21 protein-coding genes are annotated in these 26,475 nt (G+C 60.8%); 11 read left to right on the top strand and 10 right to left on the bottom strand.

Going from position 1 to position 26,475, the window contains the following annotated elements:
* Nucleotides 1–7: 7 nt before the first annotated feature.
* Entirely contained in the window at nucleotides 8–1,240 is a 1,233-nt protein-coding gene (kdeA, locus tag ACLH1U_RS15195) for a multidrug efflux MFS transporter KdeA (RefSeq protein WP_004201293.1), read from the bottom strand.
* 326 nt (nucleotides 1,241–1,566) lie between these two features.
* On the opposite strand from kdeA, the gene ybjG reads away from it, so the two are divergent.
* Nucleotides 1,567–2,160, top strand: a complete 594-nt coding sequence (ybjG, locus tag ACLH1U_RS15190) for an undecaprenyl-diphosphate phosphatase (protein WP_032455240.1) — start codon at nucleotides 1,567–1,569, stop codon at nucleotides 2,158–2,160.
* Nucleotides 2,161–2,262: 102 nt separating this feature from the next.
* Nucleotides 2,263–3,021, top strand: a complete 759-nt coding sequence (deoR, locus tag ACLH1U_RS15185) for a DNA-binding transcriptional repressor DeoR (RefSeq protein ID WP_023288975.1) — start codon at nucleotides 2,263–2,265, stop codon at nucleotides 3,019–3,021.
* Between the two features lie 39 nt (nucleotides 3,022–3,060).
* On the opposite strand, the gene dacC is transcribed toward deoR, so the two are convergent.
* The gene (gene dacC, locus ACLH1U_RS15180) at nucleotides 3,061–4,263 is read right to left on the bottom strand and encodes a serine-type D-Ala-D-Ala carboxypeptidase (protein ID WP_004201290.1); all 1,203 of its coding nucleotides are present in this window, start codon (nucleotides 4,261–4,263) and stop codon (nucleotides 3,061–3,063) included.
* A 255-nt stretch (nucleotides 4,264–4,518) separates the two neighbouring features.
* Here dacC and ACLH1U_RS15175 point away from each other — a divergent pair, with 255 nt between their 5' ends.
* Complete coding sequence (locus tag ACLH1U_RS15175; protein WP_032455238.1) at nucleotides 4,519–5,145, top strand: glutathione S-transferase family protein; 627 nt, start codon at nucleotides 4,519–4,521, stop codon at nucleotides 5,143–5,145.
* Between the two features lie 2 nt (nucleotides 5,146–5,147).
* On the opposite strand, the gene ACLH1U_RS15170 is transcribed toward ACLH1U_RS15175, so the two are convergent.
* Both ACLH1U_RS15170 and bssR read right to left on the bottom strand, forming a co-directional pair.
* A complete protein-coding gene (locus tag ACLH1U_RS15170) occupies nucleotides 5,148–6,257 on the bottom strand; it encodes a PQQ-dependent sugar dehydrogenase (protein ID WP_411299328.1) in 1,110 nt (369 codons plus the stop codon).
* 115 nt (nucleotides 6,258–6,372) lie between these two features.
* On the bottom strand, nucleotides 6,373–6,756 hold the full coding sequence (gene bssR, locus ACLH1U_RS15165) for a biofilm formation regulator BssR (RefSeq protein ID WP_023288972.1): 384 nt from the start codon (nucleotides 6,754–6,756) through the stop codon (nucleotides 6,373–6,375).
* Between the two features lie 371 nt (nucleotides 6,757–7,127).
* Here bssR and ACLH1U_RS15160 point away from each other — a divergent pair, with 371 nt between their 5' ends.
* The gene (locus ACLH1U_RS15160; protein ID WP_032455236.1) at nucleotides 7,128–8,369 is read left to right on the top strand and encodes an oligosaccharide MFS transporter; all 1,242 of its coding nucleotides are present in this window, start codon (nucleotides 7,128–7,130) and stop codon (nucleotides 8,367–8,369) included.
* A 235-nt stretch (nucleotides 8,370–8,604) separates the two neighbouring features.
* Nucleotides 8,605–9,930, top strand: a complete 1,326-nt coding sequence (rimO, locus tag ACLH1U_RS15155; RefSeq protein ID WP_023288970.1) for a 30S ribosomal protein S12 methylthiotransferase RimO — start codon at nucleotides 8,605–8,607, stop codon at nucleotides 9,928–9,930.
* A gap of 1,034 nt (nucleotides 9,931–10,964) precedes the next feature.
* Here the strand turns inward: rimO and gsiD are convergent.
* The 5 genes from gsiD to iaaA form a co-directional block, all read right to left on the bottom strand.
* Entirely contained in the window at nucleotides 10,965–11,876 is a 912-nt protein-coding gene (gene gsiD / locus ACLH1U_RS15150) for a glutathione ABC transporter permease GsiD (RefSeq protein WP_023288969.1), read from the bottom strand.
* A gap of 1 nt (nucleotide 11,877) precedes the next feature.
* Nucleotides 11,878–12,798: a glutathione ABC transporter permease GsiC gene (gsiC, locus tag ACLH1U_RS15145; RefSeq protein WP_004886274.1), complete on the bottom strand. Its 921-nt coding sequence runs from the start codon at nucleotides 12,796–12,798 to the stop codon at nucleotides 11,878–11,880.
* A gap of 72 nt (nucleotides 12,799–12,870) precedes the next feature.
* A complete protein-coding gene (gsiB, locus tag ACLH1U_RS15140) occupies nucleotides 12,871–14,412 on the bottom strand; it encodes a glutathione ABC transporter substrate-binding protein GsiB (RefSeq protein WP_023288968.1) in 1,542 nt (513 codons plus the stop codon).
* Nucleotides 14,413–14,444: 32 nt separating this feature from the next.
* The gene (gene gsiA / locus ACLH1U_RS15135) at nucleotides 14,445–16,304 is read right to left on the bottom strand and encodes a glutathione ABC transporter ATP-binding protein GsiA (RefSeq protein ID WP_411299327.1); all 1,860 of its coding nucleotides are present in this window, start codon (nucleotides 16,302–16,304) and stop codon (nucleotides 14,445–14,447) included.
* A gap of 16 nt (nucleotides 16,305–16,320) precedes the next feature.
* A complete protein-coding gene (iaaA, locus tag ACLH1U_RS15130; protein ID WP_023288966.1) occupies nucleotides 16,321–17,262 on the bottom strand; it encodes a beta-aspartyl-peptidase in 942 nt (313 codons plus the stop codon).
* 235 nt (nucleotides 17,263–17,497) lie between these two features.
* On the opposite strand from iaaA, the gene moeA reads away from it, so the two are divergent.
* The 6 genes from moeA (at nucleotide 17,498) to ACLH1U_RS15100 (ending at nucleotide 25,383) form a co-directional block, all read left to right on the top strand.
* Complete coding sequence (gene moeA / locus ACLH1U_RS15125; protein ID WP_050532939.1) at nucleotides 17,498–18,733, top strand: molybdopterin molybdotransferase MoeA; 1,236 nt, start codon at nucleotides 17,498–17,500, stop codon at nucleotides 18,731–18,733.
* Nucleotides 18,733–19,488 carry a molybdopterin-synthase adenylyltransferase MoeB gene (gene moeB, locus ACLH1U_RS15120; RefSeq protein ID WP_411299326.1) on the top strand — a complete coding sequence of 252 codons (756 nt, stop codon included), beginning with the start codon at nucleotides 18,733–18,735 and terminating at the stop codon, nucleotides 19,486–19,488. The genes moeA and moeB overlap by 1 nt, the downstream gene beginning before the upstream one ends.
* Nucleotides 19,489–19,644: 156 nt before the next feature.
* A complete protein-coding gene (locus ACLH1U_RS15115; protein WP_032455231.1) occupies nucleotides 19,645–20,544 on the top strand; it encodes a glycyl-radical enzyme activating protein in 900 nt (299 codons plus the stop codon).
* A gap of 5 nt (nucleotides 20,545–20,549) precedes the next feature.
* Nucleotides 20,550–22,982, top strand: coding sequence for a formate C-acetyltransferase/glycerol dehydratase family glycyl radical enzyme (locus ACLH1U_RS15110; RefSeq protein ID WP_117132617.1), 2,433 nt, complete (start codon nucleotides 20,550–20,552; stop codon nucleotides 22,980–22,982).
* 179 nt (nucleotides 22,983–23,161) lie between these two features.
* Nucleotides 23,162–23,977, top strand: a complete 816-nt coding sequence (locus ACLH1U_RS15105; protein ID WP_023288961.1) for a Cof-type HAD-IIB family hydrolase — start codon at nucleotides 23,162–23,164, stop codon at nucleotides 23,975–23,977.
* A 140-nt stretch (nucleotides 23,978–24,117) separates the two neighbouring features.
* Nucleotides 24,118–25,383, top strand: coding sequence for a DUF1479 domain-containing protein (locus ACLH1U_RS15100; protein WP_032455228.1), 1,266 nt, complete (start codon nucleotides 24,118–24,120; stop codon nucleotides 25,381–25,383).
* On the opposite strand, the gene ACLH1U_RS15095 is transcribed toward ACLH1U_RS15100, so the two are convergent.
* A complete protein-coding gene (locus ACLH1U_RS15095) occupies nucleotides 25,380–26,453 on the bottom strand; it encodes a LacI family DNA-binding transcriptional regulator (protein ID WP_032455235.1) in 1,074 nt (357 codons plus the stop codon). The genes ACLH1U_RS15100 and ACLH1U_RS15095 overlap by 4 nt on opposite strands.
* Nucleotides 26,454–26,475 lie beyond the last annotated feature (22 nt).

Here is a 26,475-nt window from a genome sequence, read left to right as displayed (position 1 = left end):
AAACCGGTTACCCCTGCTGCGAATTGCCGACGCTTTTATCTTTCAGGAAGTAGATCATCAGCCCCAGCCACAGCACCCCGCCCAGCAGGTTAAACAGGCTGAACAGCCCATTGCCGCCCAGCTCGTAAGCATGTTTGCTGAGCTCAATGCCGACGGTGAAGATCAGCATCTGCAGCATTCCCATCGCCGCCGAAACCGTGCCTTTGCTCATCTCGCTGGCGAACAGGGTTAAGCGCACCAGGCCGGCGTTCGCCAGGCCAATCCCGAAGGCGTAGAAGCTCAGGCCGGCGGTCATCCACAGATAGGCGTGGGAAGAGACTACCGTCGCCGCCGCGGAGAGGAGCAGGCCAAACACGATCGGCCAGCCGCCCATGATAATCAGCGAGCGCACGGTACGGCGCGAAGTCAGGCGCGCCAGCACCAGGTTGCCGGCAATCAGCGCGCCGAAAATCGGCACCTGCAGCATGCCATACTCATAGCTGGTGGCTTGTTCGCCGCTGATAATAATGACCGGCGACTGGGCAATCCACGCCAGCAGCGGCAGGCTGACAAAGCCGGTGGCCAGCGCGCCGGCGACGAAGCGCAGGTTCTTCAGCACCAGCCGATAGTCGCGGCCCAGCTCTTTGACCGACAGCTTTTCACCCAGCCGCGTCGCGGTCTCCGGCATCGCTCGCTGCAGGCCGACAAACGAGATAGCAGCCAGCACGGCGAACAGCACGAACATCATCTCCCACGGCAGGATATGCACCCAGGCGGCGCCCACCAGCGGCCCCAGCAGCGGAGCAATCAGCGCCACGTTGGCCATCAGGGCAGTGATTTTAATACACACCGCCTCCTCAAAGGACTCCTGGATCGCCGCGTAGCCGACCGCGCCGATAAAGCACAGGCTGATCCCCTGCAGGAAGCGCAGCAGGGTGAACTGCTCAATGGTCTGCGCCAGCAGCGTCGCCAGGCAGGTAACGATAAACCACACCACCCCGGTCAACATCACCGGACGGCGGCCAATACGGTCCGACAGAGGCCCCAGCAGCCACTGTAAAAACATGCCGCCGGCCAGATAGGCGGTCATCGAGGTGGGTACCCACTCGTTGCCCACCTGGAATTCCTGAACCACGGCCAGCATACCCGGCTGGATCATATCGTTGCCGATATAGGTGGAAAACTCGTACAGCACCAGACATAGCGGGAACAGCAGCGCCTGCCTTCCGAGGCGGCGGCCTGAAAGCGAATAATTTTGCATGAAATCTCTTATCTATCAAAAATCGCGCAAAGTGTAATGAAACTCCCGGCGCGGAGATAGTGAATTGTGGGTGACACCGCACAATATTGCGAGTTGCGCGCCCCCGTCAGGCTTCTTCTTTGCAATTCACTCTGCGTATATATTCCGTTTATGTTTCAGCAATGTGACAAAGGATATACTGACCCTTTTCAGGGGGTTAGCGCCGCGCCTCAGGAGGCGACATTTCATAACAACCTGATCTTTAAGACAATGCTGCTTTATCTCCGCAACGCTTTTATTTAGGGTAGGCGGCTTATTTGCTATCGGACCAACGAGCCTGGAAGTCTATGCTGGAAAATATTAACTACGCGCTGTTCGCCCTGCTCAACGCGACCCCGGCCTCGCCGCAGTGGGCCATTGAGGTGGCGATTTTCATCGCTAAAGATCTGATTCTGATCGTGCCCCTGCTGGTGGTGGCCTTGTGGCTGTGGGGGCCTGCCCAGCGGCAGATGGTGTTTAAGCTGATGCTGGCGCTGACGATCAGCCTGACCGTCTCATGGGCGATCGGCCACCTCTATCCGCACGATCGGCCGTTTGTCGCCGGCGTGGGCTATAACTTCCTGCACCATGCGGCGGACGACTCCTTCCCCAGCGACCATGGCACCGTCAGCTTTACCTTTGCCCTGGCCTTTCTGTTCTGGCATCGCCTGTGGTCCGGCGCCCTGCTGATGGCCCTTGCCGCCGCCATCGCCTGGTCCCGCGTCTATCTCGGCGTCCACTGGCCGCTGGACATGGTTGGCGGCCTGCTGGCCGGGATGTGCGGCTGCCTTGGCGCGGCGCTAATCTGGCATACTGTCGGCCCGGCGCTGTACCGTCAGCTGCAGCGCCTCTATCGCCTCTGCTTCTCCCTGCCGATCCGCAAAGGCTGGGTGCGCGGCTAAACGCCGACCGTCGCGGCGGCCACCGCGTGACTAACCCGCAAGCGACAGGTAAAATCCCGCTAACGCCCTGCCTCCGCAGGGCGATTTTAGCGCAGAGGGAATATGGAAACTCGCCGTGACGAACGCATCAGTCAACTCATTCAGGCACTCAAGCGCAGCGATAAGCTGCATCTGAAAGAAGCGGCCTCCCTGCTTGGGGTGTCGGAAATGACCATTCGTCGCGACCTCAACGGCCACAGCGGTCCGGTCGTGCTGCTCGGCGGATACATTGTGCTGGAGCCGCGCAGCGCCACCCATTACCTGCTCAGCGACCAAAAGACCCGGCTGGTCGAGGAGAAACGCCGCGCCGCCCGCCATGCGGCCGCGCTGCTGGAGCCCCATCAGATGGCCTTCTTCGACTGCGGGACCACCACCCCGTGGATCATCGACGCCATTGACGATGCCCTGCCCTTCACCGGCGTCTGCTACTCCCTGAACACCTTTCTGGCCCTGCAGGAAAAGCCCCAGTGCCGCGCGGTCCTGTGTGGTGGAGAATTTCATGCCAGCAACGCGATTTTTATGCCGCTGAGCCTTGAGGATACCCTCAGCCATCTGAGCCCTGACATCGCCTTTTACTCGGCGGCGGGCATTGACTGCGAACAGGGGGCGACCTGCTATAACCTGGAGGAACTGCCGGTCAAACACTGGGCGATGCGACACGCGCGCTACCACGTGCTGGTGGTCGACCACAGCAAGTTTGGCAAAGTGCGTCCGGCGCGCATGGGGGCGTTAGCGAAGTTTGACGTGATCGCCAGCGATATCTGCCCGGATGATGAGCTGGTGGCGCTGGCGAAGGCACAGCAGATCTCCCTGCTGTATTGAAGCGTAACTGACCGCGCCCCGCCGGGCGCGGTCATGGCATCAGGAGAACCAGCTGCCGAACCAGCCGTGCAGTTTCATCAGTACGAAGTCGATCATCCGGCTGAAGAAGCCGCCCTCTTTCACCGGCTCCATGACGATCAGCGGGCGCTGCTCGATGGTTTTATCATTCAGCTTAAAGTCGATAGTCCCGACCACCTGCCCCTTCTCCAGCGGCGCGGTAAGCTGCGGCTGGTTTAAGGTGTAGCTGGCTTTCAGGTTTTTCAGCTGGCCCTTCGGCAGGGTGATAGAGCCCGCTTCGCCGGCCCCCAGTTTCGCTTCGCTGCTATCGCCAAACCACACGCGCTGGGTGACGAAGGTGGCATCCGGTTTAATCGGCGTCACGGTTTCATAGAAGCGGAAGCCCCAGGTCAGCAGTTTTTCCGACTCGTTAAAGCGAATGCGGTCGGTTTTGGTCCCCAGCACCACGGCAATCAGACGCATATCGCCCTGAGTGGCCGAAGATACCAGGTTATAGCCGGCCCCGGCGGTGGTCCCGGTTTTCACGCCATCGGCGTTGAGGTTGGTGCTCCACAGCAAGCGGTTACGGTTTGGCTGGCGAATTTTATTAAAGGTAAACTCTTTCTCTTTATGTACCGCGTACTCTTCCGGTACGTCGTGGATCATCGCTTTGGTCAGTAACGCCATATCGCGGGCGGTACTGAACTGCCCCGGCGCATCGAGGCCGTGGACGGTCATAAAGGTGGTGTTGGTCAGCCCCATTTTTTTGGCGTAGCCGTTCATCAGGCTGACGAAAGCGTCCTGGCTGCCCGCCACGTAGTCCGCAATGGCAATGCTGGCGTCGTTACCGGACTGAATGATGACCCCTTTGTTCAGATCTTCTACTGAAACCTGCATGCCGGGCTTGAGGAACATCACCGATGAACCGCGCAGCGCTGGGTTGCCGGTCGCCCAGGCATCGCGCCCGACGGTCACCATATCGGTCAGTTTAATTTTTCCCGCTTTTATCGCCTGCCCCACCACGTAGCTGGTCATGATCTTCGTCAGACTGGCCGGGTCGAGTTTTTCATCGGCATTGCCTTCGCTCAGCACCTTCCCGCTGGCGTAGTCCATCAGGATCCAGGCGCGAGCGTCAATCGAAGGGGCGTCGGGGAGTTGTTCTGCAGCCTGCACCGCAGGTGCGACAAGAAATAACAGCGCGCAACCTGCCGCGAGGCCGCGAAGGGAAAAAGCGTCATGCATCATAAGAGCCACCCAAGTATCCTTTCCAAACAAAATATGCCGCGCCACTCTGACCGCGCCGCAGCAACCGGTGAGTAAAGCGTACAAATGACCTTAAAGAAACAGCGAGTTGGTAAAGTTTTTAAAGTTTACGCAATAACATGCCGCTGTGCTTTAATCAGAACAATTTTTTTGATCGTGATTGCCTAAATATTAACTTTATCCCAACATGATCGCCGATCGCGCTGCAACGGCAGTGAAACAAACTCAGGAGCGAAAATGATTACACTGTGGGGACGTAATAACTCGACCAACGTGAAGAAAGTGCGCTGGGTGCTGGAGGAGCTGGATCTGCCGTATGAGCAGATCCTCGCCGGGCTGGAGTTTGGTCTCAATCATGACCCGGAATATCTGGCGATGAACCCCAATGGGCTGGTGCCGCTGTTAAAGGACGATGCCACCGGGGTGGTGTTGTGGGAATCAAATACGATTATTCGCTACCTTGCCGCCCAGTATGGCGCTGACCGTCTGTGGCTGGCCGCGCCGGCGCAGCGCGCGCAAGGCGATAAGTGGATGGACTGGTCCAACGGCACGCTCTCTCCCGCCCATCGCCCGGTATTAATGGGTCTGGTGAGGACGCCGCCGGAGCAACGCGACCCGGCGGCCATCGCCGCGGGGATCAGCGCCTGCGAAGCGCTGTTCGCCATGCTGGATGACGAGCTGGCGAAAACGCCGTGGCTCTCCGGCGAGCAGTTCGGCCTTGGCGATATTGCCGTCGCCCCCTTCGTCTACAACCTGCTGTCGATCCTCGACAGCTGGCAACCGCGTCCCCATCTGCAGCGCTGGTATCAGCAGATTAGCCAGCGTCCGGCCTGGCGCGAAGTGGTGCAGATCCCGGTCACCTGAAATTAACTCTCCGGACTCAGCCGCAATAGCTCGCCGTTAGACTCGTCGGTTAACACATACAGATAGCCGTCGGGTCCCACGCGGACGTCGCGGATCCGTTTCCCGCGCGCCTCCAGCAGGCGCCCCTCCTCACGGACCTGATTGCCGTCCACCGCCAGAACAATCAGCGATGTCTCCTTCAGCGCGCCGATAAACAGCTTATGTTGCCACTGGGGAAAGGTCTGCGCCGCGTAAAAGGCCATCCCGCTCACTCCCGGTGAGACCGGCCAGACATACAGGGGAGGCTCGGTCCCCGGCACCGTCTTGCCCCTGGCCTCCGGAATGGGCAGGCCGCTGTAGTTAATGCCGTGCGTCGCCAGCGGCCAGCCATAGTTTTTTCCCGCCTGTGGGATATTAATTTCATCCCCGCCGCGCGGGCCATGCTCGTTCAGCCACAGCGCCCCGCTCCACGGATTCATCGCCATACCCTGCGGATTGCGGATGCCGTAGGCCCAGATCTCCGGCCTCACGTCGGTCCGGCCAACAAAGGGGTTATCCGGCGGAACGCCCCCGGTCTCCGTCAGACGGACCACTTTTCCCTGTAGCTTGCCGAGATCCTGAGCGGTGGGACGCTGATTGTTCTCCCCGAGGCCAATAAACAGATGCCCTTTGCCGTCGAACACCAGCCGGCCGCCAAAATGATTGCCGACGGAGAGTTTCGGCTGCTGGCGAAACACCACGGTGAAGTTCGTCAGCTGCGTGGCATCCTGGCTCAACTGCCCGTAGCCCACCGCGGTGCCCGCTTTGCCGCTGGCGTCGCTCTCCGCATAGCTTAGCCACACCCGCCGAGACTGCGCGAAATCCGGGGCCAGCGCCACGTCCAGTAAGCCTCCCTGGCCGTTGGCCCACACCTGCGGCACGCCGGCTATCGGCGCCGACAGGCCTTTACCTGGCTGCCAGCGCTTGAACTCGCCGCCGCGCAGAGTAATCAACATGCCCTGGTCGCCGGGGAGAAACGCCAGGCTCCACGGATGGGCCAGCCGGTTCTGCAATACTTCCACCCGCACCGCGGCCTGGCTCAGGGCCGGCAGCGACAGGGCGCTCAATAGCAACAGCAGCGGGATCGGACGCATGGCATTCTCCTTTCGTGAGCTCTGCGCTAAAGGGTAGCCAGCGGGGAAATTTGCGCGGGGATTTTTACATAACCTTTAACAGGGGAAGCGTCCACTTCCCCTGGGTTTCAGCCGATCAGGCATGAGGGATTGGCGACAATTTATTCAATTTATGAATATTTGAAGTCAATCCTGTCAGACAGCGTTCTAGCTTCTCTACGTTAACAGCGATGTACAGCGGACAATCATGATGTCCGCTCATCAGGCATACTGCAGCGGCGGCGACGGACTCGCCGGCCAAACGAAGGGCATCCCTCTCCTCCGGTGAAATGACATTCTGCAGGCGCGGCGCCTGGGCACGCATTTCACGGCAAAGCTCAAACAAGTTTTCACGCAGATGGTCATTTTCGCTGACTGACATGTAGCCTTTGGCCTTTCGCAGCTGCAGATAGGCGTCAATATCGATATTGGCGTTAATGAGCTTCTGCAAAAGGTGGCGGTATAGTCTGTCAACGGTCATCACGGTTCCTCCTCTGTCGTCCTTTACCTCATCCATAATACGGTTATTTTTTGTACAAAATGATGCGCCAGGTCAATTATTCCCAAGCCTTTAACACCCTTTACAATGTAACAACCTTGCCGCATTGTCAGGTATATAACAAAGATAAAGTTATACGATCACATTTAATTTCAAAAAGAAATTAATTCGCATTCGCCGCTATAAAAAGGCCAAAATAGTGCTGAAATGATCACATTATATTGCTGGCGCTATTGCACGATCGCCAGTCAGGATGCCATAACAAATCATTAATGTAATACGTATAACATTTAATAAAAACAGCGACCGCGGTTCGCTGATAATCTCTCTGCCCATTTGCAAGGAACTGAACCATGACGCCCGGTAAAAGAAACTACCTTCTGTTGAGTCTTTTCGATTTCCTCTACCTGTTCGCCTGGTCGTCGACCATGGCTTTCTTTGTCATCTGGACCACCCAGCATCTTGGCATCAGCGCCACGAAAACCGGCCTGCTCTATTCGGTCAACGCCTTTATCGCCCTGCTGATGCAGCCTTTCTTCGGCTTTATCTCCGATAAGTTCGGCCTGAAAAAACGCCTTATCTGGCTGCTGGTGGCACTGCTTCTGCCGGTAGGCCCCTTCTTTATCTACGTTTACGCGCCGCTGCTGATGCACAGCTTCTGGATTGGCGCGCTGCTGGGGGGCATCTATCTGGGGATCATCTTTAACTCCGGCTGCGGGGTGATCGACTCTTATATCGATAAGATTTCCCGCCGCTACCAGTTCGAATACGGTCGGGTGCGGATGTGGGGCTCGTTAGGCTGGGCGGCCGCGGCCTGGATCGTCGGTAAATATATCGACAGCAATCCCAATCTGGCCTTCTGGCTCGCCAGCCTCGCCATCGTCATCGCCGCCGTCTGCTTTATGCTGACCAAAATCGAATTAACTGACGCCGATGTGGCGCGAAGCGAATCGCTGAAGGTCTCCCATGCCCTTGAGCTGGCGAAGAACAGCCAGTTCTGGATGCTGCTGATCTTTACCCTGTTCGTCACGCAGATTTATGACACCTACGATCAGCAATTTGCCCAGTACTTCTCGCTGCAGTTCCCGACGCCGGAGGAAGGCAACCGCTGGTATGGGATCCTCGCCTCCATTCAGGTGTGCGGCGAAACGCTGTTCTTATGCCTGATGCCGTGGTTTGTTAACCGGACCGGCGCCAAATGGGCGCTGATCATTGCCGGGCTGATCATGTCGGTACGTATTGCTGGCTCGGCGGTGCCTCTCGGCCCAGTGTGGATTGGCGCAGTAAAAATGATGCATGCCCTGGAGAAACCGTTAATTCTGGTGTCGGTCTTTAAATTCATCGCCGCCAACTTCGACCACAAGCTCTCTTCAACAGTCTATTTACTGGTGCTGTTTGTCGCCTCGATCGCCACCGCCATCTACTCACCGCTGGCAGGCTATCTGTACGATACCATTGGCTTCGCCGACACCTATCTGATCCTCGGCGGCATCGCCGGGCTCTTTACTCTGATCTCTGTCTTCACGCTGCAGGATAAGCGCGAGCCGAAAAAGCCCGGCGTCGCCCCCTCCGGAGCCGTCACCCCGGCGCAATAAGTCTCTGCCCGGCAGCAACGCCGGGCATGAATCGCCGCCCGCGCGCACGGCGTGCCGGAAGCGTTTCCCGCACCTCTGCCCCGGGGCGTGCGGGATCCGCTGTAGCGGCAGGGGCGTGAAAGGCAGGGTTGGGTGCGCTTTTTCACCATTAACCGTGACGGAGCTATACTCTTTTTCACAAAGATCTGTAGAATTCCTGCCCTGACCATTCCAATAATTGAACACTTTTTAAGCTATGAGCAATGTCACGCACCAGCCGAAAATCGGCTTCGTCTCCCTGGGCTGCCCGAAAAACCTCGTGGACTCAGAGCGTATCCTGACCGAACTGCGCACCGAAGGTTATGACGTCGTACCTACCTACGACAACGCCGATATGGTGATCGTTAACACCTGCGGCTTTATCGACAGCGCTGTGCAGGAATCGCTGGAAGCGATCGGCGAAGCGTTGAAAGAGAACGGTAAGGTGATCGTCACCGGCTGTCTCGGCGCAAAAGAGGATCAGATCCGCGAAGTGCACCCGAAGGTGCTGGAGATCACCGGTCCGCACAGCTATGAGCAGGTGCTGGAGCACGTCCACCACTATACGCCAAAGCCGAAGCACAACCCGTTCCTGAGCCTGGTGCCGGAACAGGGCGTGAAGCTGACGCCGCGCCACTACGCCTACTTAAAAATTTCCGAAGGCTGCAACCATCGCTGCACCTTCTGCATTATTCCGTCCATGCGCGGCGATCTGGTGAGCCGTCCGATTGGCGAAGTGCTGGCGGAAGCCAAACGCCTCGCTGACGCTGGCGTGAAAGAGCTGCTGGTGATTTCGCAGGACACCTCCGCCTACGGCGTCGACGTCAAGCACCGCACCGGTTTCCACAACGGTATGCCGGTGAAGACCAGCATGGTCAGCCTGTGCGAAGAGCTGGCGAAGCTCGGCATCTGGGTGCGCCTGCACTATGTCTACCCGTACCCGCACGTCGACGATGTGATCCCGCTGATGGCGGAAGGCAAAATTCTGCCGTACCTCGATATTCCGCTGCAGCACGCCAGCCCGCGTATCCTGAAGCTGATGAAGCGTCCAGGATCCGCGGACCGTCAGCTGGCGCGCATCAAGCAGTGGCGTGAAATCTGCCCGGATCTGACCCTGCGCTCCACCTTTATCGTGGGCTTCCCGGGCGAAACGGAAGAAGATTTCCAGATGCTGCTCGACTTTCTGAAAGAGGCGCGTCTCGACCGCGTCGGCTGCTTCAAGTACAGCCCGGTTGAAGGCGCCACCGCCAATGAGCTGGCGGACCAGGTGCCGGAAGAGGTGAAAGAGGAGCGCTGGAACCGCTTTATGCAGCTGCAGCAGCAGATCTCTGCCGAGCGTCTGCAGGAAAAAGTGGGCCGCGAAATCCTGGTGCTGGTGGATGAAGTGGATGAAGAAGGCGCCATTGGCCGCAGCATGGCCGACGCCCCGGAAATCGACGGCGCGGTCTACCTGAACGGCGAAACCCGCGTTAAGCCGGGCGACGTGGTGCGGGTGAAAGTCGAGCACGCCGACGAATACGATCTGTGGGGAACCCGGATCTAGTCCAGCTTCCCGGATAGCGGCTTATCGCATTCCCCTGCCTGGGGGGTCCTCCCGTAGGCTCCCCCCAGGCCCGGCAAGCGCAGCATTGATTACCTTCCAGGCAACCCTGTGGCACCGTTATTTTGCCGGGTGACGGCTACGCCTTACCCGGCCTACGGGGTCCTCTCACAGGCATATACCTCGCAGGCCCGGCAAGCGCAGCATTGATTACCTTCCAGGCAATCCTGTTGCGCCGTTATTTTGCCGGGTGGCGGCTACGCCTTATCCGGCCTGGAGGGTCCTCTCACAGGCTGACACATCGTAGGCCCGGTAAGCGCAGCGCCACCGGGCGATGACAGCAGGCACGGAGCCACTTTTATGCCGGGTGGCGGCTGCGCCTTACCCGGCCTACGGGGTCCTCTTACAGGCTCATACCTCGTAGGCCAGTAAGCACAGCGCCACCGGGCGATGACAGCAGGCACAGAGCCACTTTTATGCCGGGTGGCGGCTCCGCCTTACCCGGCCTACAGTTCCCTCTCACAGGCTCATACCTCGTAGGCCCGGTAAGCGCAGCGCCACCGGGCGATGACAGCGGGCACGGAGCCGTTTTTATGCCGGGTGGCGGCTGCGCCTGACCCGGCCTGGGGTTCGTGCGACCTGTCGTTAATTTATTCACCAGCCTTGCTGAAACTGCCGGTGCTGGCGGCCTCAAAATCGCTGAGACGTTCCCGCAAGGCCGGGGCAGCCCGCATGGATGCGGGCTGAGGGCCGTGTTTTGCACGGACGCTGCCTCGGCCCGACCCGAAGCCTGCAGGGAAAAGTCGAAGGGACCACGCAGTGGCGATTTTGCTGGCCGGAGCCCGGGGGTACAGGGGGCGGCGGCGACTGGCCGCCCCCTGTGCGCTCCCTGCGCCGTAAGAGACATAACGCAGAAAATTAACCGGGAGCGCAATGTGCGCTGAAGCCACACGTGATAAACGCTTTTCCCGGATGAGAAAGGGGCAACCGATGCAGCTTATCCCCCCGTCGTGCGCCAGACCGTCACCCGACGTCCCCTACCCCTTTAACTTCGGATCCAGCGCATCGCGCAGGCCATCTCCCAGCAGATTAAACGCCAGCACGGTCAAGAAAATCGCCACCGCCGGAAACAGCGCCACATGCGGAGACATCACCATATCCGCCCGCGCCTCGTTGAGCATGGCACCCCACTCCGGCGTGGGCGGCTGCGCGCCGAGACCGAGAAACGACAGACTGGCCGCCGAAATAATCGATACCCCAATGCGCATGGTGAAATAAACCACGATTGACGACACCGTCCCCGGCAGGATGTGGTGGAAGAGGATGGTGGCATCGCTGGCGCCAATGCTGCGCGCCGATTCAATAAAGGTCTGCTGCTTTAATACCAGGGTGTTGCCGCGCACCAGCCGGGCGAACGCCGGGATCGAGAAGATCGCCACGGCGATAATCACGTTGGCCATCCCGCTGCCCATGACGGCGACCACCGCGATCGCCAGCAGGATCCCCGGAAAGGCGAACAGCACGTCGCACAGACGCATAATCAGCCGGTCCCACCAGCCCTCATAGTAGCCGGCCAGCAGCCCAAGCACCGTACCGATGGCCGCGCCAATCAGCACCGCCAGCACCCCGGCGGCCAGCGAGATCTGCGCGCCCACCAGCACCCGGCTGAAAATATCGCGCCCCAGCGAGTCGACGCCGAACCAGTGCACAAGCGAAGGCCCCTCGTTAAGCCGGTCATAGTCAAAATAATTTTCCGCATCGTACGGCGCTATCCATGGGGCGACGATGGCCACCGCAATCAGCAACAGCACAAAAATACCGGCGCCCATGGCCACCGGCTGACGCCGAAAGCGCCGCCAGAACTCATGCCAGGGGGTATGGATCTCGCCGGGCCTGATGCCCGGCATGGCGTTCAGCGCCGCCTGCCTTCTCCAGTTAAGCAATCGCACCTTACTTATACCTGATAGCCGGGTTTATGGCCGCGTACAGCACATCCACCACTAAATTGATAAGAATAAACTCCAGCGAAAAGAGCAGCACTTCCGCCTGAATCACCGGGTAATCGCGCATTTCTACCGAATCGACCAGCAGTCGCCCCAGCCCCGGCCAGTTGAAGACCTTCTCCACGACGATCGAGCCGCCGAGCAGAAAGCCGAACTGCAGCCCCATCATGGTGACGACCGGGATCATCGCATTGCGCAGACCATGCTTGAGCACCACCCGCGTTTCGCTCACCCCTTTCGCCCGGGCGGTACGCATATAGTCTTCATGCAGCACATCGACGAACGACGCGCGGGTAAAGCGCGCCATCACCGCCGCCACCGCCGCGCCAAGGGTCAACGACGGCAAAATATAGTGCCGCCAGCTGTCGGCGCCCACCGTCGGCAGCCAGCCCAGCTCAACCGAAAACACCTGCATCAGCAGCATACCGAGGGCAAAGGCCGGAAACGAAATGCCGCTCACCGCCAGCGCCATTCCCAGACGGTCAGGCCAGCGATTGCGCCACACCGCCGCCGCGATCCCCGCCGCCATGCCAAACAGCACCGCCCAGCTCATGCTGGCCAGCGTCAGCCACAGGGTGGGCATAAAGCGGCTGGCTATCTCACTGGCAACGGGACGCCGCGAGGCCATGGACATGCCAAAATCGCCGCGCAGCACGTTGGTGATGTAGTGCCAAAACTGGACATGCAGCGGCTGGTCAAGCCCCAGCTGCTGGCGCACCATCGCCACCACCTGGGCGTCGGCTTCCGGTCCGGCAATCAGCCGCGCCGGATCGCCGGGCAGCATATGGACGAAGAGAAACACCAGCACCGCGACGATTAGCAGGGTGGGGATCAGCCCCAGCAGGCGCTTAATCACATAGTTGAGCATCGTACCTCCACCACCCGCCCCGCGGAAAAACCGCCCTCCTCCCGCCCGTGCCGGAGGGCATCATCTCGACCTTCACGGTGTTAAATCTGCCTGTTCGAAGCTGAAGCCGGTGTCCGGCTGGATATAGAAGCCAGTGAGATTCTTGCTGTGGGCAGAGACCAGTTTCTCCACCACCAGCGGCACCCACGGCGACTCTTTCCAGATAATATCCTGCGCCGCTTTATAGAGTTTGGTTTTCTCTTGCGGATCGGTGGTTTTCAGCGCCTCGCTCAGCGCGCTATCCACCTGCGGGTTGCTGTAAAAGGCGGTGTTGAACAGAGTCGGCGGCCAGTTTTGGGAAGCAAACAGCGGCGACAGCGCCCAGTCGGCTTCGCCAGTGGAGGCGGACCAGCCGGTATAGAACATCCGTACCCCGCTCTCTTTCTGCCCTTTACCTTCCACTTCCGCCGCCCGCTGACCGGCGTCCATCGCCGTCACCTGCGCCTTAATGCCCACCTGCGCCAGCTGCTGCTGGGTAAACTGCAGCACTTTCTGCGCGGTGCTGTGGTTATGTGACGACCACAGCGTCGTGCTAAACCCGTTGGGGTAGCCGGCCTCTTTCAGCAGCTGGCGCGCTTTCGCCGGATCGTAAGGCCACGCGGGGTAGCTCTGGGCGTAGGCAATCGACGGCGGCACCACGCCGGTCGCCGGGGTGGCATAGCCGGCAAACGCCACCTTGACCAGCGCCTGGCGATTGATGGCGTAGTTGATCGCTTCGCGCACCTTCGGATTATCGAACGGCTTCTGCGTCACGTTCATGCTGATGTAACGCTGCATGATCGACGGACTGGCCACCAGCTCCAGTTTGCTGTTTTTCGCCAGCAGCGGCGCCTGCTCATAGGGGATCGGGAAGGCGAACTGCGCCTCGCCGGTCTGCAGCATCGCCGCCCGGGTATTGTTATCGACCACCGGTCGCCAGGTAATGGAATCCAGCTTCGGCAGCCCCGGCTGCCAGTAGCCATCGAACTTGCTGACCTTCACGAAGTCGGTCTGGTTCCAGGTATCGAGCTTATACGGCCCGGTGCCCACCGGGTGGAAGCCGATATCTTTGCCATATTTTTTCAGCGCCGCCGGCGAAATCATCGCCGTCGCCGGATGGGCGAGAATATTAATAAACGCCGAGAACGGCTGCTTGAGGGTAATTTTCACCGTGGTCGGATCGACCGCCTCGGTGCTGGCGATATTTTTATACAGGTTATAGCGCTTAAGATGGTTTTCCGGGTTGCTGGCGCGGTCGAGGTTAGCCTTGACCGCCTCGGCGTTAAAGTCGGTGCCATCCTGGAATTTCACCCCGCTGTGCAGCTTGATGGTGTACACCAGGCCATCCGGCGACACGGTGTAGCTCTCGGCAAGGACATTTTGCAGCTTCATCTCTTTATCAAGGCCGAACAGGCCTTGATAAAAGGACTTCGCCACCGCCTGCGACAGGGTATCGTTGGCATCATAGGGGTCGAGCGTCGTGAAGTTAGACCCGACCGCCACCACCACATCTTTGGCGGCAAAAGCGGGGGCGCTCGCCAGGGCCGCCGCGATACTCAGCGCCAGCCACCATTTGCGTGAAACAGGTTGTGTCATCGTGTTCTCCTGAAAAGGTGCGTTATGTGTTGTTATGCTCTGCCCAGCACATCGGCGGCGTCGCGGGCGACGAAGTGGCCCGGCCCAACCTGCTGCAATGGCGAGCTGGCGATCTCCTCGCCCCGCTTATAAATATTGCCCGGAACGTCATCTGACAGCAGGACCCGTTGCGGATGACGGTAGGCCGGGTCGGCCACAGGTACGGCGGCCATGAGCTTACGGGTATAGGGGTGCTGCGGGTTTTCAAACACCGCGCGGCGCGGGCCGATTTCGACAATCCGGCCGCGATACATCACCGCCACGCGGTGGCTGATGCGCTCCACCACCGCCATATCATGGGAAATAAACAGAAACGCGATGCCCATTTCGCGCTGCAGGTCGAGCATCAGATTGATAATCTGCGCCCGAATGGAGACATCCAGGGCCGACACCGACTCATCGGCAATCACCACCTTCGGATTAAGCGCCAGCGCGCGGGCAATGCAGATCCGCTGCCGCTGGCCGCCGGAAAAGGCGTGGGGGTAGCGCCAGGCATGCTCCGGCTGCAGCCCCACGCGCTTTAGCAGCCAGGCGACCCGCTCGCGCGCCGCCTCCCTGTCCAGCAGGCCATGCACCCGCAGCGGCTCCATAATCGAATCGCCGACCGTCTGGCGCGGATCGAGCGAGGCGTAAGGGTCCTGAAAAATAAACTGAATATTGCGCCGCAGGGACTGCAGCTTGCTGCCGGAGAGGGTATCGATCCGCTGACCATCGAAGGTAATGGTGCCCCCCTGGGTCTCAACCAGCCTCAGCAGCGCCCGGCCGGTAGTCGACTTGCCGCAGCCGGACTCCCCCACCAGCGACAGGGTCTCTCCCGGCCAGAGATCAAAACTCACCTTCTCCACCGCATGCACTTCGCGCGTCACGCGATTGAGCAGTCCGCCGCGCACCGGGAAACGGGCCACCAGATCGCGCACCTGCAGAATAGGCTCCCCCGCCACCACCGTGTCTGGCGTGTCTGTCTCCGCCAGCGGCTGCCCCGGTAGCGGAAAGCGGCGAGGCAGATCCTGACCGCGCATCTCCCCCAGCCGGGGGACCGCCGCCAACAGCGACTGCGTATAAGGGTGCTGCGGGGAACGGAAAATCTCCTCGACGCTGCCGGTCTCCACCGCCTCGCCGCGATACATGACCAGCACCCGATCGGCGATATCGGCCACCACCCCCATGTCGTGGGTGATAAAGATTACCCCCATCGCCATCTCCTTTTGCAGGACGGCGATAAGTTGCAAAATTTGCGCCTGAATGGTGACATCCAGCGCCGTGGTCGGCTCGTCGGCAATCAGCACCGCCGGCCGACAGGAGAGCGCCATGGCGATCATCACCCGCTGGCGCATGCCGCCGGAGAGCTGGTGCGGATAGCGTGAGAGCATCTCTTCCGCCTGGGGAATACGCACCTGGTCGAGCATCTTTTTCGCCGCGCGCAGCGCCTCTTCGCGCCCCAGCCCCTGGTGCAGGCGCAGGGATTCGGCGATCTGCTCGCCGATGGTGAATACCGGGTTCAGCGAGGTCATCGGCTCCTGAAAAATCATCGCCAGATCCGCGCCGCGTACCCGGCGCATTTCGGCCTCCGATTGCTCATTGAGCGCGATCACCTGCCGGTTGCGCCGTCGCAGCCACAGCCCCTCGCTGCTCACCTCGCTGCTGGCGGCGTCAAGCAGACGCATCAGCGCCAGCGCGGTGACCGATTTTCCCGAACCGGACTCCCCGACAATCGCCAGCGTCTCGCCGCGGCGCAGGCTGAAGGAAAGCTGACGCACGGCCTGCACCTCTGGCGCATCCTGCTGGCGGAACGCCACGTTCAGGTTGCGCACCACCAGTACTTCGCAGGTATCCGTTTCGTGAGTTTGCGGCACTCTCCTCTCCCTTGTTCTATTCGCGATAAATGCCAATGGTCGGCGTATCGCCGGCATAGCACCAGGCGCGGTACATGCCTTCGCTGTTAAACGGTAAAACGACGTTGCCTTCGCGATCGACGGCAATCAGCCCGCCGCTGCCGCCGAGGGCCGGCAGCTTCTCCATCACCACCCGCTCGCAGGCGGAATAGAGACTGAGCTGACCGTACTCCATCAGGGCGGCGATATCGTAGGCCGCCAGGGTACGCATAAAGACTTCGCCGGTGCCGGTGCAGGAGACCGCCACGCTGGCGTTGTTGGCGTAGCACCCCGCGCCCGGCAGCGGGCTGTCGCCGACGCGTCCGGGCAGTTTGTTGGTCATGCCGCCGGTGGAGGTCGCCGCCGCCAGATTGCCGGCCAGATCGAGCGCCACCGCCCCGACGGTGCCCATTTTCTGCCGTTCGTCGAGCGGAGCGGCGTGATGGTCAAGGATGATCTCCCCGCCCGCTTTCGCCTCCTGCAGCTGCAGCAGACGCTCGGGGGTGGAAAAGAGATCGTTATCGACGCGCGCCATTCCGTGGGAGAAGGCGAAATTTTCCGCCCCCTCGCCGATCAGCAGCACGTGCGGGCTCTCCTCCAGCACCAGACGCGCCGCCAGCACCGGATTACGTAGATGTTTGACCCCGGCCACCGCCCCCGCCTGCAGGCTGTAGCCGTCCATCACGCAGGCGTCCAGCTCGTGGGTTTGATCGTGGGTAAATACCGAGCCCATCCCGGCGTTAAACAGCGGACACTCCTCCAGCAGACGGACGGCCTCGGTCACGGCATCCAGCGCACTGGCGCCTGCAGCCAACATTTTCTGCCCGCTTTCGACGATAGCCGACAGCGCCGCCACGTACTCCCGCTCCCGCTCCGGCGTCATCTGCGCGCGAGAAATCGCCCCTGCGCCGCCGTGAATTGCTATAACCGCCTTGCCCATTTCGCCAGTCCTTAACGATGAAGTGGATAGCCCCCGCCCTGTCGTACCGCGTCGCGGCGCCGGTCACGTCAGGAATAAGGGTATTGATATCATTATATTGCTGAATGCCTTATACAATTTTTGAATATAGAAAGAGCGGCGGTCGATGTAAAGCCTCGTACCCAGGTGGCATACAGCCCGCGCCGCTTTTCTGCCATAATAGGCGTTTTCGCCGTTTTGCCCGCAGGAGTGACCCATGGATTTTACCGCCGGACTGATGCCGCTCGACACAGCCCTCACCCAGATGCTCGATCGTATTACGCCGCTGAGCGCGACGGAAACTGTACCGCTGTTGCAGGCCTTCGCGCGCGTCACCGCCCATGACATTATATCCCCGCTGGATGTCCCCGGCTTTGATAACGCGGCGATGGATGGCTATGCCGTCCGGTTGAGCGACCTCAACGACGGCGCGGCCCTGCCGGTCGCCGGGAAGGCCTTTGCCGGCCAGCCGTTTCACGACGCCTGGCCCACCGGCACCTGTATCCGCATCATGACCGGCGCGCCGGTGCCTGCAGGCTGCGACGCGGTGGTCATGCAGGAAGAGACCGAACAGACCGACGTCGGCGTGCGCTTTACCGCGCCGGTGAAAGCCGGGCAGCATATTCGCCGCCGCGGGGAAGATATCGCCCACGGCGCGGTGGTCTTCCCGGCGGGAACGCCGCTGACGGTAGCCGAGCTGCCGGTGCTGGCCTCGCTGGGCATTGCCGACGTCGAGGTGGTGCGCAAGGTTCGCGTCGCGGTCTTCTCGACCGGCGATGAGCTGCAGCTGCCGGGTCAACCGCTCGGCGACGGCCAGATTTACGATACCAACCGCCTGGCGGTGCATCTGATGCTCGAACAGCTGGGCTGCGAGGTCATTAACCTCGGCATTATTCCTGACGATCCGACGCAACTGCGTGAGGCCTTTATCGCCGCCGACCAGCAGGCCGACGTGGTCATCAGCTCCGGTGGCGTCTCGGTGGGCGAAGCCGACTACACCAAAACCATTCTTGAAGAGCTGGGGGAGATCGGCTTCTGGAAACTGGCGATCAAGCCGGGCAAACCCTTCGCCTTCGGCAAGCTCAGCAGCAGCTGGTTCTGCGGCCTGCCGGGCAACCCGGTTTCCGCCACCGTCACCTTCTGTCAGCTGGTACAGCCGCTGCTGGCGAAGCTCTCCGGTAAGCACGGCCCGCTTCAGGCGACCCGCCTGCGGGTGCGGGCCGCCGCGCGGCTGAAAAAGTCCCCGGGCCGCCTCGATTTTCAGCGCGGTATTCTGCAGCGCAACCCGGACGGCGAGCTGGTGGTGACCACCACCGGTCATCAGGGCTCGCACATTTTCAGCTCTTTCAGCCTCGGCAACTGCTTTATCGTGCTGGAGCGCGAACGCGGCCACGTTGAAGCGGGCGAATGGGTCGACGTCGAACCGTTCAGCCATCTGTTTGGGGGGCTGTAATGGCCGTGGAGCTGAGCGATGAAGAGATGCTGCGCTATAACCGGCAGATTGTTTTGCGCGGTTTTGATTTTGACGGCCAGGAGCGGCTAAAGGCCGCTCGCGTGCTGGTGGTCGGCCTCGGCGGACTTGGCTGCGCCGCCGCGCAGTATCTGGCCGCCGCCGGGGTGGGACAGCTCACCCTGCTCGATTTCGACACCGTCTCGCTCTCTAATCTGCAACGCCAGACGCTGCACAGCGACGCCGCCATCGGCCAGCCGAAGGTGGACTCCGCCCGCGAGGCGCTGGCGCGCATTAATCCGCACGTTCATCTGGTGCCGCTCAATGCCTTACTGGACGAAGCGGCGCTGGCGGGGCAGATTGCCGGGCACGATCTGGTGCTCGACTGCACCGACAACGTCGCCATTCGTAACCAGCTCAACGCCGGCTGCTTCCGCCACCAAACCCCGCTGGTTTCCGGGGCGGCGATCCGTATGGAGGGGCAGATCAGCGTCTTCACGTATCAGGAGGGCAAACCCTGCTACCGCTGCCTGAGCCGCCTGTTTGGCGAAAACGCCCTCACCTGCGTCGAAGCCGGCGTGATGGCCCCGCTGGTGGGCACTATCGGTTCCCTGCAGGCGATGGAGGCCATTAAGCTGTTGACCGGCTACGGCACGCCCGCCAGCGGGAAAATCGTGATGTACGACGCCATGACCTGCCAGTTTCGTGAAATGAAGCTGATGCGCCACCCGCAGTGCGAGGTATGCGGTACGCGCTAACGTTCAGCCGTCGGCGAGGGTCGTCGCCGGTGAAGTTGTGACCTCTGCCGTTGTTCTATCCCCTGGCGATTATCTCCATCCCGCTTGTTGATTTGCGTCAATATAACTTTCATTCGAAAGTGTTTTTATATTCATACGCAAACAAGAGGGTAAGCCATGATCTTCAATATCCAGCGCTATTCCACCCATGACGGCCCAGGGATCCGCACCGTCGTCTTCCTGAAAGGCTGCTCGCTGGGCTGCCGCTGGTGCCAGAACCCGGAGAGCCGCGCCCGCAGCGAAGACCTGCTGTATGACCCGCGCCTGTGCCTGGCCGGCTGCGAGCTGTGCCAGCAGGCGGCGCCGGCGGTTATCACCCGCACCCTCGAGGGTCTGATCATTCACCGGCAACACGTTAACGACAGCCATATCGCCGCGCTGCGCGACTGCTGCCCCACCACCGCGCTCACGGTGTGCGGCGAGGAGAAGAGCGTCGAGGAGATCATGGCGACGGTGCTGCGCGATAAACCCTTTTACGATCGCAGCGGCGGCGGCATCACCCTTTCCGGCGGCGAACCCTTTATGAACCCGGCCCTGGCGCAGGCGCTGTTGGAGGCCAGCCATCAGGCGGGTATCCATACCGCTGTGGAAACCTGCCTGCACGTACCGTGGAAATACATTGAGCCGGCTTTACCCTTCATCGATCTGTTTCTCGCCGACCTGAAGCACGTCGACGAGGCCGTTTTCCGGCAGTGGACCGACGGCAGCGCCCGCCGGGTGCTGGACAACCTGCAGCGCCTGGCGCAGGCGGGGAAAAACATCATTATTCGCGTGCCGTTAATCCAGGGATTCAACGCCAGCGAAGCCGACATTACCGCCATCACTGATTTTGCCGCCGACCGCCTGCGGGTCAGCGAAATCCATTTCCTGCCCTACCACACGCTGGGAATGAATAAATACCAGTTACTCAGTCAGCCCTACACCGCACCGGATAAACCGCTGGATGCTCCCGAGCTGCTCGCCTTTGCGCAGGATTATGCGCGGAGCAAGGGGCTAACGGCGATCTTACGAGGATAACCCCTATGACTACCCTGAAACTCAACACCCTCAGCGCCCGTATCCAGGCCCATAAAATGGCGCTGGTGCATATCGTCAAGCCGCCGGTCTGTACCGAACGCGCCCGACACTATACCGAGATGTATCAGCAGCATCTTGATAAGCCGATCCCGGTGCGCCGCGCCCTGGCCCTGGCTCACCACCTGGCCGAGCGCACCATCTGGATCAAGCACGATGAGCTGATCGTCGGCAACCAGGCCAGCGAAGTGCGCGCCGCGCCGATCTTCCCGGAATACACCGTCAACTGGATCGAGAAAGAGATCGACGATCTCGCCGACCGCCCCGGCGCCGGCTTCGCGGTCAGCGAAGAGAACAAGCGCGTACTGCACGAAGTGTGCCCGTGGTGGCGCGGCCAGACCGTGCAGGACCGCTGCTACGGCATGTTTACCGATGAGCAGAAAGCGCTCCTCGCCACCGGCATTATTAAGGCCGAGGGCAACATGACCTCCGGCGACGCTCACCTGGCGGTCAACTACCCGCTGCTGCTGGAGAAAGGACTGGACGGCATGCGCGCGAAAGTCGCCGAACGCCGGTCGCGCATCAACCTGACGGTGCTGGAAGACCTGCACGGCGAACAGTTCCTGAAAGCGATTGATATTGTGCTGGCGGCGGTCAGCGACCACAGCAAACGCTTTGCCGCGCTGGCGCGCGAGATGGCGACGGCAGAATCCCGTGACGCACGCCGCGATGAGCTGCTGGCGATTGCCGAAAACTGCGACATCATCGCCCATGAGCCGCCGAAGACCTTCTGGCAGGCGCTGCAGCTGTGCTACTTCATTCAGCTGATCCTGCAGATTGAATCCAATGGCCACTCGGTCTCCTTTGGCCGCATGGACCAGTACCTCTATCCGTACTACCGCCGCGACGTTGAGCTGCAGCAATCGTTGGATCGCGAACAGGCCATTGAGCTGCTGCACAGCTGCTGGCTGAAGCTGCTGGAGGTCAACAAGATCCGCTCTGGCTCGCACTCCAAGGCCTCGGCCGGCAGCCCGCTGTACCAGAACGTCACCATCGGCGGCCAGAACCTGGTGGACGGCCAGCCGCAGGACGCGGTCAACCCGCTGTCGTACGCCATTCTGGAATCCTGCGGTCGTCTGCGCTCGACCCAGCCGAACCTCAGCGTGCGCTACCACGCCGGAATGAGCAACGACTTCCTCGACGCCTGCGTCCAGGTGATCCGCTGCGGCTTCGGCATGCCGGCGTTTAATAACGACGAGATCGTGATCCCGGAATTTATCAAGCTAGGAATCGAGCCGCAGGATGCCTACGATTATGCGGCCATCGGCTGCATCGAAACCGCGGTCGGCGGCAAGTGGGGTTATCGCTGCACCGGCATGAGCTTTATCAACTTCGCGCGGGTGATGCTGGCGACGCTGGAAGGCGGCCGCGATGCCACCAGCGGCCAGGTGTTCCTGCCGCAGGAGCACGCCCTGTCGAAAGGCAACTTCGCTAACTTCGACGAGGTGCTGGCCGACTGGGACCGCCAGATCCGCTACTACACCCGTAAGTCGATTGAGATTGAGTATGTGGTCGATACTATGCTGGAAGAGAACGTCCACGATATTCTCTGTTCGGCGCTGGTGGACGACTGCATCGAACGGGCGAAGAGCATTAAGCAGGGCGGCGCAAAGTATGACTGGGTGTCCGGCCTGCAGGTGGGCATCGCCAACCTCGGCAACAGCCTGGCGGCGGTGAAAAAGCTGGTCTTCGATCAGGGCGTTATCGGCCAGCAGGAACTGGCGAAGGCGCTGGCGGAAGATTTTGACGGCCTGACCCACGAGCAGCTGCGCCAGCGGTTGATCAACGGCGCGCCGAAGTACGGTAACGATGATGACAGCGTGGACGCGTTGCTGGCGCGGGCCTACCAGACCTATATCGACGAGCTGAAGCAGTATCACAACCCGCGCTATGGCCGCGGCCCGATCGGCGGCAACTATTACGCCGGCACGTCCTCTATCTCCGCCAACGTTCCGTTCGGCGCGCAGACCATGGCGACGCCGGATGGCCGTAAAGCGCACACTCCGCTGGCGGAAGGGGCCAGCCCGGCCTCCGGAACCGACCATCTGGGGCCGACGGCGGTCATCAGTTCGGTAGGTAAACTGCCCACCGGGGCGATCCTTGGCGGCGTTCTGCTAAACCAGAAGCTGAATCCGTCCACCCTGGAAAACGCGTCCGACAAGCAGAAGCTGATGGTGCTGCTGCGCACCTTCTTCGAGGTGCATAAAGGCTGGCATATCCAGTACAACATTGTCTCGCGCGACACGCTGCTGGAGGCGAAGAAACATCCTGATCAGTACCGCGATTTGGTGGTGCGCGTCGCCGGGTACTCGGCGTTCTTTACCGCTCTGTCGCCGGATACCCAGGACGATATCATCGCCCGTACCGAGCATACGCTGTAGCCCTTCAGGCCCGCTGGCGCGACGCTTAGCGGGCCTCCCCTGTCCTGCTGGCCGGGAAAGGCAAGGCCGCCTCCCGGCATTTTCTGAATGCGTGAACTTTCATTCGAAATAAATTTGTGCTCCCCATCACATTGTAATTAGAATGTTACTGGTCGAAGTTAAGCCAGGAGCATCCCCTTATGACCGTTAAAGTTATCGTCACCGATATGGACGGAACTTTTCTCAATGACGCCAAAACCTACGACCGCTCACGGTTTCTGGCGCAATTCGCCCAGCTGCAGCAGCGCGGCATTGAATTCGTTGTCGCCAGCGGCAACCAGTACTATCAGCTGATCTCCTTCTTCCCGGAGATCCGCGAGCAGATCTCGTTCGTCGCCGAAAACGGCGCGCTGGTCTTTGAGCATGGTAAGCAGCTGTTCCACGGCGAACTGACCCGCCACGAATCGCAGGTGGTGATTGGCGAATTACTCAAAGATCCGCAGCTGAACTTCGTCGCCTGCGGCCTGCACAGCGCCTACGTGAGCGATAACGCCCCGGACGCCTTCGTCGACCTGATGTCAAAGCACTACCACCGTCTGCAGCGGGTAAGCGACTATCACGCCATCGACGATACGCTATTCAAATTTTCTCTGAACCTGCCGGACAGCGAGATCCCGCAGCTGATCGATAAACTGCACGTCTCGCTCGACGGCATTATGAAGCCGGTCACCAGCGGCTTTGGCTTTGTCGATTTGATTATTCCCGGTCTGCATAAAGCCAACGGCATCAGCCGCCTGCTCAAGCGCTGGAACCTGTCGCCGCAGCAGTGCGTGGCCATCGGCGACAGCGGCAACGACGCTGAAATGCTGAAGCTGGTGAAATACGCTTTCGCCATGGGTAACGCCGCCGACAGCATCAAAGCTATCGCCGGATACGCGACCGACGATAATAATCATGACGGCGCGCTGAACGTCATTCAGGCCGTCCTCGATAACCGCGCTCCCTTCAACGCCTGACCGCTCTCCGGGGCTGCGCGCCCCGGCTTGTCCATTTTGTGCGCCGCAGCAAGATTTTAAACTTGCATTAACTCCATTTTAACTTAAATTAACGTTTGTAAGATTTAATACTTTCGAATGAAAGATACAACGAGGTTATTATGGCTGCTCTCCCGACCCACGAAACACTCCCCGCCGACCACAAAGCGGCGATTCGCCAGATGAAGCAGGCGCTGCGGGCGCAAATCGGCGACGTCCAGGCGGTGTTCGATAAGCTCTCAGCGCGCATCAGCGAGCGCCTGCAGGAGATTGAGACGCTGAAAGCCGCAGGCCAGGAGGTCTGGCCAACCATTCCGTTCCGCGATATCGCCGAGGGAACCGTGAGCGATGCCCAGCGCGCGGCCATTAAGCGCCGGGGCTGCGCGGTGATCAAAGGCCACTTTCCGCGCGAACAGGCGCTGGCGTGGGATACCGCGATGCTGGAATATCTGGATCTGAACCATTTCGACGAGGTCTACAAAGGGCCAGGCGACAGCTTCTTCGGTACGCTTGAGGCTTCGCGGCCGGAAATCTATCCCATCTACTGGTCGCCCTCGCAAATGCAGGCCCGCCAGAGCGATAAAATGGCGGCGGCGCAGTCCTTCCTTAACCGCCTGTGGCGCTTTGAGCAGGACGGCAAGCGCTGGTTCGATCCGGACGTCAGCGTCATTTACCCCGACCGCATTCGCCGCCGTCCGCCGGGAACCACCTCGAAAGGGCTGGGCGCGCATACCGATTCCGGTGCGCTGGAGCGCTGGCTGCTCCCCGCCTACCAGCAGGTCTTCGCCAACGTCTTTAACGGTCATGTTGACGCTTACGATCCGTGGGACGCCGCGCACCGTACTGAAGTGGAAGAGTACACTGTCGACAACACCACCAAGTGCTCGGTGTTCCGCACTTTCCAGGGCTGGACCGCGCTGTCGGATATGATCCCGGGTCAGGGACTGCTGCACGTGGTGCCGATCCCCGAGGCGATGGCCTATGTGCTGCTGCGCCCGCTGCTTGACGATGTGCCGGAGGATGAGCTGTGCGGCGTCGCGCCGGGCAGAGTGCTGCCGATCTCTGAGCAGTGGCACCCGCTGCTGATCAAAGCCCTCAGTTCGATCCCGGCGCTGAACGCTGGCGATTCCGTCTGGTGGCACTGCGACGTCATTCACTCGGTGGCGCCGGTGGAAAATCAGCAGGGCTGGGGCAATGTGATGTACATCCCGGCGGCGCCGATGTGCGAGAAGAACCTCGCCTACGCGCAGAAAGTGAAAATCGCTCTGGAAAAAGGGGCCTCGCCGGGTGATTTCCCGCGCGAGGACTATGAGGCCAGCTGGCAGGGGCGCTTCACCCTGGAGGATCTGAACATCCACGGCAAACGGGCGCTGGGTATCGCGGTTTAATCGTCATACAGCCCCTGCGGCTCCACGGCGGTATGGCCTTTGCCCGGCCGGATCCGCCGTACCGAATCGCGCACCACCAGCGTGCCGTGCAGCAGCAGCGAACCGTGCGGCGCCTCCGGGCGCAGCAGGCGCTGCTGCAGGAGATGCACCGCCTCGCTGCCCAGCTCATCCCGCGGCACATGCACCGCGGTCAGCGGCACCTCCTGGATCGCCGCCAGATTAAACCCGTCGATGCTCATCACCGAGACATCCTGCGGCACCCGCAGGCCGCGCTTTTGCAATGCGCTGACCGTGCCGGCGGCCATAAAATCGCCGCCCACCAGGAAAGCGGTGGGCAACGGCTTGCCCTGTAAGCCATCAAGCCAGGCCCCCACCTGCTCTTCGGTCTCTCTGGCGCTAAAGTTGGCGACGCTGATGAGATCCCGGCTGGCGGTAAAGCGCAAATTGCGCGCGCGCCACGCCTCCTGGATCCCCCCCAGCCGCAGCTCCATGGTATAGCGGCGCAGGCACATGACGTTCATCACCACGCGATGCCCCATATCAAACAGATAGCGGGCGGCGCACAGGCCAATCAGACGATGATCGGGGGCAATGGACGGCAGCCGCATCCCTTCATCCCGACAGTTGATCAATACGCAGGGTTTGCCCAGGTCCGCCGCCAGGCCATGAATATGCGAATCGTCGATCCCCAGCAGCACCGCGGCCTGGGTCTCCGCTTCGTTCATGCGGGCAAGAAACAGATTGGCGTCGCTGTCGTTCTCGTCCAGCGCGCAGTAGCGCAGGCGCACTTCATGCGCCGCCAGCGCGTTATTGATGCTCTGGATCACCCGGTAGTAGAAGATATCCGACCGCTCATCGAAGGCGCGCTGTGGGGCAAACACCAGCAGATTATTGAGCAACAGACGTCCGGCGGCCAGTCCCTGCATGACCCCCAGCTCGCGGGCGCACTCCAGCACCGCCCGGCGCGCCTTGTCGCTGGTATTCGCCTTCCCGGCCAGGACGCGCGAAACGGTACTGGCCGACAGCCCGGTGCGGGCGGCGATTTCGGCGACGCGCAGCTTTTTATCCATTTTGTGATCCAGCTCCGATTGG

The sequence above is a fragment of the Klebsiella sp. 1SOBk5mer genome (assembly GCF_046603115.1).
In the GTDB taxonomy this organism is placed as follows: Bacteria; Pseudomonadota; Gammaproteobacteria; order Enterobacterales; family Enterobacteriaceae; genus Klebsiella; species Klebsiella quasipneumoniae.
Note: the sequence above shows the minus strand (reverse complement) of the source record. Positions and strands in the feature narration are given on the sequence as shown.

Excerpts from the sequence above, each read along its gene's own strand:
- kdeA (WP_004201293.1), bottom strand. The coding sequence starts at position 1,240 with ATGCAAAATTATTCGCTTTCAGGCCGCCGCCTCGGAAGGCAGGCGCTG.
- ybjG (WP_032455240.1), top strand. The coding sequence starts at position 1,567 with ATGCTGGAAAATATTAACTACGCGCTGTTCGCCCTGCTCAACGCGACC.
- deoR (WP_023288975.1), top strand. The coding sequence starts at position 2,263 with ATGGAAACTCGCCGTGACGAACGCATCAGTCAACTCATTCAGGCACTC.
- dacC (WP_004201290.1), bottom strand. The coding sequence starts at position 4,263 with ATGATGCATGACGCTTTTTCCCTTCGCGGCCTCGCGGCAGGTTGCGCG.
- ACLH1U_RS15175 (WP_032455238.1), top strand. The coding sequence starts at position 4,519 with ATGATTACACTGTGGGGACGTAATAACTCGACCAACGTGAAGAAAGTG.
- ACLH1U_RS15170 (WP_411299328.1), bottom strand. The coding sequence starts at position 6,257 with ATGCGTCCGATCCCGCTGCTGTTGCTATTGAGCGCCCTGTCGCTGCCG.
- bssR (WP_023288972.1), bottom strand. The coding sequence starts at position 6,756 with ATGACCGTTGACAGACTATACCGCCACCTTTTGCAGAAGCTCATTAAC.
- ACLH1U_RS15160 (WP_032455236.1), top strand. The coding sequence starts at position 7,128 with ATGACGCCCGGTAAAAGAAACTACCTTCTGTTGAGTCTTTTCGATTTC.
- rimO (WP_023288970.1), top strand. The coding sequence starts at position 8,605 with ATGAGCAATGTCACGCACCAGCCGAAAATCGGCTTCGTCTCCCTGGGC.
- gsiC (WP_004886274.1), bottom strand. The coding sequence starts at position 12,798 with ATGCTCAACTATGTGATTAAGCGCCTGCTGGGGCTGATCCCCACCCTG.
- gsiB (WP_023288968.1), bottom strand. The coding sequence starts at position 14,412 with ATGACACAACCTGTTTCACGCAAATGGTGGCTGGCGCTGAGTATCGCG.
- iaaA (WP_023288966.1), bottom strand. The coding sequence starts at position 17,262 with ATGGGCAAGGCGGTTATAGCAATTCACGGCGGCGCAGGGGCGATTTCT.
- moeA (WP_050532939.1), top strand. The coding sequence starts at position 17,498 with ATGGATTTTACCGCCGGACTGATGCCGCTCGACACAGCCCTCACCCAG.
- moeB (WP_411299326.1), top strand. The coding sequence starts at position 18,733 with ATGGCCGTGGAGCTGAGCGATGAAGAGATGCTGCGCTATAACCGGCAG.
- ACLH1U_RS15115 (WP_032455231.1), top strand. The coding sequence starts at position 19,645 with ATGATCTTCAATATCCAGCGCTATTCCACCCATGACGGCCCAGGGATC.
- ACLH1U_RS15110 (WP_117132617.1), top strand. The coding sequence starts at position 20,550 with ATGACTACCCTGAAACTCAACACCCTCAGCGCCCGTATCCAGGCCCAT.
- ACLH1U_RS15105 (WP_023288961.1), top strand. The coding sequence starts at position 23,162 with ATGACCGTTAAAGTTATCGTCACCGATATGGACGGAACTTTTCTCAAT.
- ACLH1U_RS15100 (WP_032455228.1), top strand. The coding sequence starts at position 24,118 with ATGGCTGCTCTCCCGACCCACGAAACACTCCCCGCCGACCACAAAGCG.
- ACLH1U_RS15095 (WP_032455235.1), bottom strand. The coding sequence starts at position 26,453 with ATGGATAAAAAGCTGCGCGTCGCCGAAATCGCCGCCCGCACCGGGCTG.